Source organism: Haloarcula taiwanensis, from assembly GCA_002844335.1.
Classification (GTDB): domain Archaea; phylum Halobacteriota; class Halobacteria; order Halobacteriales; family Haloarculaceae; genus Haloarcula; species Haloarcula taiwanensis.
This window is the reverse complement of sequence record CP019156.1, coordinates 120113-129893: the sequence shown is the minus strand read 5'-3', so window position 1 is coordinate 129893 and position 9781 is coordinate 120113. Positions and strand designations below refer to the sequence as shown.

The following is a 9781-nucleotide window of genomic DNA, read 5'->3' as shown; positions in this document are numbered from 1 at the left end:
TATATGGCAAGTTCAACGACAAAATTGCAAGCGTTATTTGGTGTATTACTATTAGTGACTGTCGGTCCCGTATCGGGAATGATGACCGGTACCGGGGCTGGCCCGTTGCAGACGGCTGGCAATGATACCCTTGGTACAAGTGCCGGAAACCAGGCCGTCACCACGGCCGGAAACGAGCCGACACAGACACAACCGACACAAACACCCGCCTCGACGGCTGGAAATGAGGCGACACGGACACAATCGACACAAACACCCGCCGCAACGGCTGGGAACCAGGCGACCGGACCACTTTCGACCAGTTGGAATGGCTCAACCGAGCCGAATGCGAGTGCTATTGAGCAGTTAGCGCCCCGGGAAAACGACTCTCACCCGTACCCGCTCGTTGGCGATAACCAGCCCACTGATCCAGATGGCGACGGTCTCTACGAAGACGTCAACGGCGATGGCGCTGTCAACATTGTCGACGTTGACGCCCTGTCTCGTCACTTGGGATCCACAGCAGCCGGTGCCAACTGGAGCGCGTATGATTACACGGGAGACAACCGAACCGACGTCGGGGACATCCAGTGGCTCTTCGTCGCCACACGCTCAACGTCCCCGAACGACACTGATGGCGATGGACTTCCGGATGCCTACGAGCGAAACGTCACGAAGACCAACCCCAGGGTAGCAGACTCTGACGGGGATGCTGTGATTGACGGCGCAGAAGACTGGGATAATGATACGTTACCGGCATATCGCGAATACCGACTCGGTACTGACCCCCGAAGCAACGATACAGACGGTGATAGGCTCACTGATGACGTCGAATCACGGCTCCAGAGCGTTGATCCGACCGACCCCGATACGGATGACGACGGCGTGCAGGACAGCGCTGCCGATCCAGATAATGACTCACTGAGCATCTACAACGAGACTGTCGCAGGAACCCTTACCAACAATCCAGATACGGACGGTGACGGCCTGCTGGATGGGACAGAGATACACCAGCTTGGAACCGACCCGCTCAAAGCGGATACAGATAGTGATGGCCTTCCAGACGGCGAGGAAGTTCGCCTCGGAACAGACCCACTCGTCGCCGATAGCAACGACAACGGCGTCAGTGATGGTGAGGAGAGCTATACCACGACGGCGACCAACGAGACGCTCGGAGTCACACTGAGCCTGACTGGCAACGGTGATATCGGCAATGGGACGACCATCGCCCCACAAGACGACCCACGGTTCAACACGTCCCGCGTAGGGAATATGAGTGCCTCGCCAGTTGTTGAACTCAATTCTGAGCAAGAGTTCTCCTCGGCTAACGTTACTCTGGCGTACAACGAGACCAGGGTGGAAAATGAGAGTCGGGACCTCGCCGTGTTCACATACGATCCTGAGGCGGGGATCTTCGTGCCGTTGAACTCCACTGTTGACGCCACTAACAACACGGCCACTGCAGAAACGACTCACTTCTCCACGTTTGCGGTCTTTGACATCTCCAACTGGGCAACGACGTATAACGCAACTGAGCCAGTGCGACAGACCGACGACGATGGTGTCAAGCCCGTCGATACGACGCTGCTTATCGATACGTCGGGGTCGATGGATAATACTGATCCGAACGGCTACGCACAACAATCCGCCCAACGCTTCGTCGGAGGGCTCTTAGATGTTGATCGTGTTGCTGTCTTGGAATTTGCCGGATATGCCGAGGTCGTCCAGCCGTACACGACGGACCACCAGGCAGCTAACGACTCGATCAGTAGCTTGGAACCGTACGGGTGGGGGACTGGAACCAAGATCGGGTCTTCTTTGAAAGACGGTATCGAGTACACAGCCCAGAATAGTAACGAATCCACGTCGGAGATACTGATATTCCTAACTGATGGGCGTGGGCCGGGTGGTCCGCAGGAAGCAGAAATTGCAGCTGAAGAGAATATCACTATCTACACCATCGGATTTGAGAGTGCGAGTAGCGACAAATTATCCGATATCGCCACAACAACAGGAGGCGAATCGTACATAGTTGAGGAAGCTGATGACCTTCCTGAGGTCTTTTGGCGTGTCGCAAATACCACCACCGAGATCAATGATACCGACGGTGACGGCCTGAGTGACGAACGAGAGACCTCTGGGATCGTCCTCGGTGGCCCGAATGGTGAAGTTATACACACAGATCCCACATCGAACGACACCGACGGAGACGGACTGTCCGACGGTCGGGAAGTCGGGCAATTCAAAACCGTCTCGTTCGTTCACAATGGCCAAAAGTACGAGGGATCGTACTTCGATTATACCGCGAATCCCATTACACCCGATACTGATTACGACGGTGTTGACGACGGAGTTGAAATTGAGAATGTAGGCAGTGACGCCACCAATCGTGATACTGATGGTGATGGTCTACATGACCTTCGAGATCCAGAGCCCACTGTAGATAATACTCCACCCTCTTTCGAAGCGAGATCTGGTCAGTGGGGTCGCTATATTCGTATCACCGAGATCAACAGTGGTGATATTGAATCAGTTGAGGTCCGTGCCAATTACTCTCCAGCGATTGGGGATAGTTATTGGGCCGGAAACAGTGGGAAACTGTTGGGTGTTCCAGATGAGATGATTGACGAGGGGTATGGTTGGGCAATTCGTTCGTACGGAGTTCGACTTGACGATGAATATCTTGTTCTAATTGATAATCCTGGGCTCATTCCAGAAGCTCCAACAGAATATTATCTGAACGTTACGGACAGTAGTGGCAATGAAATACCATACAAAGTCACTGTAGAAACGGGTGGTCCCGGAGCAGATATCCAGAAGGGTGGTGCAATGGTTATAGGGGGGTCAGCTGCCTTCCCGAGCGGTGAAGAGCCGGTTGCGATCCCAGCCGGAGCTGCAGTCCTCATTGGTGGATTGGTTATAGAAGGTGGATCGGAGGTCATAGACGGTGAGCCCTCGGTCACTTCGAGAATTATCGAAGGCGAGCTTACACTTGGTTCCAGAGCAGAAACTCATGAATTCACATCGATCAGCCCGGCCGTTTCTGGCACGTTGAACGCCCCTGTAGAGATGTCGGCGGGACGTTCTTATCAAGATGGTAGAGAATACGGCTGGGAAAGTATCCAGAACACACCCGGACTGAATAATCCCGCAGACGTACGTACAGTCCTTGAGACAGCTGTTATCGCGGAGCAGCAGGGTGAATACACTGTCACCGTTGGTGAGAACCCGAATGGCGATGGCCACATCGCACTGTATATACTGGGCTCGACGATCATCGGTGCCACCAGCGTCGAGACAGTTGGGGATACGATCGAGCGAGAGAAAGAAGACGAACAGAGTGACGAGGAACTTACCGACGAAGAGGAGATCGACGACGCACCGGGAACTGAACAGGACTGGCGGCTCAGCGAGCGCGAGAAACTCTGGATCAGGACTGTTGGTGACTTCGCCCTCGATGTCTACAAGGCATCCAACATCTACGACCAGTACTCAGACGACGATGACGATGATACTTCTGAGACGGGTGACCTTCAGGCGACGCATATTGATATGGGCAAAGGCCAGAGTACTCTCTTCGAAGTCCCCAACCCTGACGGCCGGAACAAGACACTACTAGTTGATGCTGGATCAAACGCTAGGAGTAGTCTCTGGGAAAAGCCGTACCGAAGCGATCTTACCAGCCGGATCGACAAAAACGATGCTGGAAATTATGTTATCGACCACTTGGTCGTGAGCCACAACGATACTGATCATATCTCATACGTGGACGAGGTTCTCGAGGACGACGATATAACAGTTCGCAACCTACATTTCGCAGGTGTCAAAAAAGATACTGTACAAGAAGAGGATGTCGACAAGGCAGTCGGCTCAGAGACAGATACTGGTGTGCTCAGAGCCGGAGATAGAATTACGCTGGGGGATGCGACTGCAGACGTACTCAATCCCAAAGTGACAGAAAATGGAAATCCCAACCAGAATTCGATCGTCTTGCACGTACAATACAAAAATACTGAAGCTCTAACAACGGGAGATATCAAAGGAAGCACAGAAAGAAAGATTGTGGATAGATATGGCAATGAACTTGAGTCGATCGATTATCTGTCGGCCAGCCATCACGCGACAAGCGGGAATAGCGGACAGGTGGTCACAAAACCACTGCTTGAAGCAACGAATCCGAAGAGTGTGATAATATCAAATAAAAACGAAGATACGCCAGACGAGAGCAGTGAGTTCGCACCAGACTGTGGTCCTCTTACTCGAATGACTAATTTCAACACTAATACATATTGGACGGCAATCCATGGGGATATAACCTACAGTGGGGACCAAGTTGTGAGAACAGACAAAAACATTGGTACCAATGACCCTGCCGTCCTGCAGAACAAGATCACATACTGTAGCGGGTGAGTTTTGAAGGTAGAAAATATAAGGCTATAAATATGATATGGATGGAGGATTTCGCGACGGCAGAGAAAGAAGAAGTCGAAGGGAGATTCGATCTCTCAACGACAGCTGTGACGCCAGTTCAAATCTCAAAAGAGTTCTTACCAAGCAGAGCTCGGTACCTCCGAGCATGGTACCGGATCTCGATTTCGATCAAGACTTATTCAGCCGAAAAAAACATCGAATCAACCATTGGCCCTCAAATTGCCGTCCTACGACTCTGGGGTGATGTTTGGAAACAGAATAATAAAATCTACCTCTACTCTGATCCTGCTAGTGAAAACGTTCGCGGATATCTTAATCTTGAGCCTTTTATGCTCTCGTGGACGGAGGGCAACGACATAGAGCGCATACCAGACGAGTGCCAAATTACACTTGAGATCGAGTACGACCCCGGCAAGACATTGAATCGAACATCATGCCCGGAAGTGGTGAGGGAAGCAGACCCAGAGATCGGGTGCCGAACAGAGCTTTCGGAGACTGGAATTACTGTCGATTACAGGGGCCAAATTAAGGGAGAAGGCTGGAATCATCGGCTCCCAATGGATATCAAATATGCATATCCGATTGACGATCGGTTACTTGTCTTGCTCCGGAGGGGGACTGAGGGCGTTAGTGATCCAAATGTAGAGTGTAAACCTTCCAGAAATATCTTATACTTTGACTCAGGCGGTAATATTAAATGGAGAGCCCAACCGAGCAAAGCTAACGATGGTGAACAAACTCACTATCGCAACCTCTGGCGGTACGACGACCGGCTTCTGGCGAGAACCGCCGCTCAATCATACGTAGAACTGGACGCTGAAACCGGATCAGTCATCTAAAATGTTCCCCTGCATACGGATTAGCGTAAAGAATGAACCGAAAGGCTCTTGCATAACTCAGCGAAACACATTGATGACGAAGCAGTCAAGAAGGCCGTGCAGCGGTGCTCCAGCGAGGTTCAACGTCCGTACGAACCCGTTGGCTGTCCTCATCTAACGCTTCTCTGAGGAGGTCTGCGAGTTGCATGGACACTTCTCGCTACGACCTCCTCGCTTCTCAAACTCGCTCAACTAGATAGTGCCGTTGCGACGGATTACTACTGCGTCCACGACCGGGATGCGTTCGTCCGGACCTACGCCGATAACCCCACCGACCTGACTGATGGTAGTGCTGGTGAACGAGTCTCTGTAGAGCTGATGGAAGAACGGGGATACGAGATCGTCTGGCCTGAAGGTGGGTTCGACGAAGGAGACACCTCAGAGATCGGTCCAGACGTCATTGCTTACGACGAAAATACCGGAGAATACGTTATTGTCGAGGCCAAGACAACTGGTAGCACTGATGCAGTTGGCATCTCGTTGTTCAACACTGATGCGTACGATGGCGACCCACAGCTTTCGGAGGAGTGGATCGAGAATAGTATAGAAAAACTTGAGAACCAAGGTCAGTTGGACAGCTCTACGGTTGACGAGCTCATCTTAGCGCTTGACAATGGGAATATACGTCAAGAGGTGGTATTCGTCCGGGATGTTGAAGGATCAAGCACGCGAACACTAGCAAATCCGCGTAGCGACTCATCAGACATTAGTAATAAGTCAGTGATTGGAGTTGACGCAGTAACAGTCATTGACCTCAAAGCTGAAGGGGATAGCAATGACTAATTTAAATTCAGATCAAAAGAATCAGGCTGAAAATCTCCTGAATAAGAAGCGCCGCCGATTGAGGCTTCGGAAGTCAAATTTCGAAGAAGGAGGGGTAGAGCGCGAGTTATCAAGTTTCTTCAGCGGTATTGCCGGTAGTGCACGCAATATCGGTATATTGGAACTCGCAGTCGGTGACAGAGATGCCGCAAAGGAGGCTTTTGCCGACGCCACGACGTATTATGAACGGAGTGCGGCTGAAGACTCTTTGCCGGTCCATAGCGCCCGCCAACGAATGCAAGGAATGTACACCGCATTGCTGGCTGGCGAAGAAGCAGCTCTCATTAATCTCGCCGAATCGATGCAAGCGCTTGCTGCTGAGGAAGATTGTGATCCGAATGACCAATGGGCTGACCGCTATTTCCTCGGTTGGTGTCTCTCCGGCGCAGTGTTGGGTACTGTCAACGATGCTGCACTGGCGGGATTGGAGACTGTCAACGACGAGAAACCCGGAGCGCACGCACACTACGGGCAGGCAGTGCTATCGACCGCACGTGGTATCCGCGACGACGAACCGGCAGCTATCCAGTCGGGTATCGAGTCGATGGTCACGTTCCACGAACAGGACATGGACGCAGACAACGTCGTTAAGCAAATCATGTCCGTGGAGGCGACCGCATTGGCGATCTTAGGACGAGCGAAGGGATATTCACCAGCCATCTCCTCAGAATTTATCCCAATGAATCTCGTCGAAGCGAGTGCCGCAAGCTTCCATTTATAGTCTATCAGGGGCTCTGCTGGATCAATAGAATCTGAACGTACAGAATAGCTCTATCTGGTGGCTAAAGCCACGATATCATGAAAGTCCTCATCCCCTCCTGCTATCTCTCCGAGTAGTATAACCATGATCAACCGCAATTGGGGATTGGTGGAACACCTCTACATCTCTGACGAACACGGAGGCGTATCTTTCACCGTCAAAGACGGCGATATCGAGGTCGAGGCGAAACAGGATGCACCGACGGACCCCTCCCACTGGTCACCAGACAGTTCAGAACAGAGCAGAATCACGCCCGCCCACTCAGCTCGCGTAACGCCATAGGGAACACTCTCGGTATCGTCATTGCCAGAATACTGTCTAACGTAGTATTTAGCCAGACTATTTAATATCGCTCCCGTTGATTAATGAAATATGCGCGAACTTCTGGACGAAAAATCATGTCTGGAGACGTTCGAGGAGATTTCTGATGGGTACCGAGCAAATTTCTATCACCCAGAGATGAGTGAGAAAAAGAGCGAGGATGTTGCTCCATACGAATTTTGTGACGTTCACTACACACTGTTACCGATGGAGGGACGCCATCATAGCGCTCTGTATTCGATTCGGCTCAGGCTGAGTGCAGAGCCAACTGACACACCAAATGAAATCGGCGATACTGTTTCCACCGCCGAACTCCCTGTTGAAATACTTGATCGCGACAAGCATATCAAAATTAGAGGTCGGGACGATAACGGACTGCTCCTAGTCAGACACCTCCATTTTTCCTCGTGGTGGGACGGCCACGACGCCTCCGAATACGAGTACCTGACCATCGAACTCGAATATCTCCAGCAGACACAGACCAAGCCCGATCCAGACCCAGAATATATCGAGGACTGCCGACAGTCGTTCCAAGAACAGATCGACCGCTTTGACGGCATGTCCGTCAACGATACTGCGTTCTAGCGTCGATGCCTCCATATCGAGACCGATAACCAGCCCTATCAGCACCAAGACAATTCAGGAGGCGAGCAAGAGAAAGAGGATGGACAGAGAGATGAGGAAAAATGGCTTGCGGTGGCGGCACATCAACTTAGAGGCCGATACGATGCAAATGTTCAGCACGAATCGTACATAGGATCCGCGCCGCTCCTCGACGATGTTATCTGCTACTCTGGTGCAACGACATCTTCACATGTCGGACACTCGGCCCAGATACCCTCCGTGCCGTCATCTTTCTCGTATTCAACCAGCAGCCACGGAGTTGTGATACGCTCGCCACAGTCTGGGCACCGGCCGAGACGCTGCGTGTCATCAGGCATGGAAAGGGGACGGAAGGAGCGTGTGACAGTGTTCCTTCCACGCAAAAATTGCCTATCCTCGGATATAAGCGTTTAGCCACTGCCTCGCGCCAATCAACAGGAACGTGTGCCCTGCAGTCGCGGTCACCCCACCCAACCGCTGGGCAGTATAATAGAGGGCCTTACTCGTCGTCTTCCTTGCCTGCCTCGTCCTCCTCGGGCTGAACACCCCGAAGCCGACCACCGATTTCCTGCTCGTACTCTTCTAGGAGCTTGTAGAACTCCGCAATCGTCTCCGCAGCGGTCTCACCCTTCGACTTGATCGTCATACTGTCTTCGTCTCGCGTCCCGGTTCCTCGTTTCATCCGGGCCTCCATACTGCACCCAAAGTCCGTTCGTTCGACCTTTTCGACTGAGTCTGGCTCTGTGTCTGATTCTTCTGACATGGTTCTTCTCGGGACGCTCTCACTGGAACGCCCCGCACCCGACTGGGGCACACAAAACAGCCGTCAATCGCTGCCCTCGAACGCACCCAGACTAGCCTGCTCACTCGGAACAGACACCGTAGCCGGTGGTGTTCGCTCTTCAGAGCCCGTGTCTGTCCCCTGAGTTGGGCTGGACTCGTTCTCCGCCTCGACCGTATTCTCGAAGGCGTCGGTCACCCACTCGTGAAGCTCCTCAACTTCCTCGTCGTCGAGTTCGCGAACACTCCCACCCAGCGAAGAGTACGAGGTCTGCCACGCTCGCTGGAACTCGACAGTCAGTGAGTCGCCCTGAATAACGTAGGCGTCCAGATTCAGGAAACAGCAGTTCAGCACCGTCATTCGGGCACACAGTGGGTCCTTGTCTTGCCCGACAAACAGCGCGTCTGGCTGCTTTCGACCGGCGACCAGCAGTGTTCGACCGCTCCCACAGGCTGGGTCACAAACCGTCTGCCGGTCCTCGGTATTGCTCTCGTCTCCGACGCCGGCGATCTCGACCATTGTCTCGCAAACAGAGTGGGGTATGAAGTGCTGTCCGAACGCATCGCTGGACATCCCGTATTCCTCGTAGACAGCACCCAGAACGTCAGCGTCGGTAGCCGCCATCCGTTCTTGGAGCTGGCCGAACGCCTTGGCGAAGAGGTCGACCGAGCGCTGCCCGCGTGGGTGATCCATGTCGCCGCGCTCGCGATAGTCGTCAACGATCTCCAGATACGGGTCGTCTCGGTCCTGTAGCGCGAACAGCATGAGGTTGACCCAGTCTCGAAAGACCGTGTGCGCGCTGTGCCCGCGCTGGCGAATTTGCTCAAGCGTTGCAACAATCTCGTCGACGTCGATCTGTGGCGAAGCCATGCTCTCTCAGCCACCAGAGAGTCACAAAATCTGGCCTGCCGACAGTCGTGAATCTGGTCAGTTGTAGTACTTATTCTCCCAGTCGCACCGGGCTTGAATCTCTCGACGCCCACGATTGGTGATTATGTAGCCATTCGTCCGTCCGTCTTTCTTCCCTTTCTCGACGAGACCTTTGTCGATGAGCGTATCCAGATTTGGATAAAGTCGGCCGTAATGAATCTTCTTCTCGTAATATTCTTCAATTTCGTCTTTGATTGCGACACCAGCGGGTTTGGATTTCCCAGCAACTACGAACAATAAGTCTCGTTGAAATGCTGTCAGGTCGTGCATATTCGC

The 9781-nt window shown here is 52.7% G+C and carries 8 protein-coding genes; 5 read left to right on the top strand and 3 right to left on the bottom strand.

Features of this window, described 5'->3' with window-relative positions:
* The first annotated feature begins 78 nt into the window (after positions 1 to 78).
* From BVU17_18125 to BVU17_18105, 5 genes are all read left to right on the top strand, one after another.
* Positions 79 to 4389, top strand: a complete 4311-nt coding sequence (locus BVU17_18125) for a hypothetical protein (GenBank protein ID AUG49492.1) — start codon at positions 79 to 81, stop codon at positions 4387 to 4389.
* A gap of 32 nt (positions 4390 to 4421) precedes the next feature.
* Entirely contained in the window at positions 4422 to 5249 is an 828-nt protein-coding gene (locus BVU17_18120; GenBank protein AUG49491.1) for a hypothetical protein, read from the top strand.
* Between the two features lie 357 nt (positions 5250 to 5606).
* A complete protein-coding gene (locus BVU17_18115) occupies positions 5607 to 6071 on the top strand; it encodes a hypothetical protein (GenBank protein ID AUG49490.1) in 465 nt (154 codons plus the stop codon).
* Positions 6072 to 6228: 157 nt separating this feature from the next.
* Complete coding sequence (locus BVU17_18110) at positions 6229 to 6831, top strand: hypothetical protein (protein ID AUG49505.1); 603 nt, start codon at positions 6229 to 6231, stop codon at positions 6829 to 6831.
* A 411-nt stretch (positions 6832 to 7242) separates the two neighbouring features.
* Complete coding sequence (locus BVU17_18105) at positions 7243 to 7776, top strand: hypothetical protein (protein AUG49489.1); 534 nt, start codon at positions 7243 to 7245, stop codon at positions 7774 to 7776.
* Positions 7777 to 8293: 517 nt separating this feature from the next.
* Here BVU17_18105 and BVU17_18100 read toward each other — a convergent pair.
* The 3 genes from BVU17_18100 to BVU17_18090 form a co-directional block, all read right to left on the bottom strand.
* Complete coding sequence (locus BVU17_18100) at positions 8294 to 8557, bottom strand: hypothetical protein (protein ID AUG49488.1); 264 nt, start codon at positions 8555 to 8557, stop codon at positions 8294 to 8296.
* Between the two features lie 63 nt (positions 8558 to 8620).
* On the bottom strand, positions 8621 to 9445 hold the full coding sequence (locus BVU17_18095) for a restriction endonuclease subunit M (GenBank protein ID AUG49487.1): 825 nt from the start codon (positions 9443 to 9445) through the stop codon (positions 8621 to 8623).
* 57 nt (positions 9446 to 9502) lie between these two features.
* The gene (locus tag BVU17_18090; protein ID AUG49486.1) at positions 9503 to 9775 is read right to left on the bottom strand and encodes a PadR family transcriptional regulator; all 273 of its coding nucleotides are present in this window, start codon (positions 9773 to 9775) and stop codon (positions 9503 to 9505) included.
* Positions 9776 to 9781 lie beyond the last annotated feature (6 nt).

Coding starts and splice junctions, on each gene's coding strand:
- BVU17_18125 (AUG49492.1), top strand. CDS start 79: ATGATGACCGGTACCGGGGCTGGCCCGTTGCAGACGGCTGGCAATGAT.
- BVU17_18120 (AUG49491.1), top strand. CDS start 4,422: ATGATATGGATGGAGGATTTCGCGACGGCAGAGAAAGAAGAAGTCGAA.
- BVU17_18115 (AUG49490.1), top strand. CDS start 5,607: ATGGAAGAACGGGGATACGAGATCGTCTGGCCTGAAGGTGGGTTCGAC.
- BVU17_18105 (AUG49489.1), top strand. CDS start 7,243: ATGCGCGAACTTCTGGACGAAAAATCATGTCTGGAGACGTTCGAGGAG.
- BVU17_18100 (AUG49488.1), bottom strand. CDS start 8,557: ATGTCAGAAGAATCAGACACAGAGCCAGACTCAGTCGAAAAGGTCGAA.
- BVU17_18095 (AUG49487.1), bottom strand. CDS start 9,445: ATGGCTTCGCCACAGATCGACGTCGACGAGATTGTTGCAACGCTTGAG.
- BVU17_18090 (AUG49486.1), bottom strand. CDS start 9,775: ATGCACGACCTGACAGCATTTCAACGAGACTTATTGTTCGTAGTTGCT.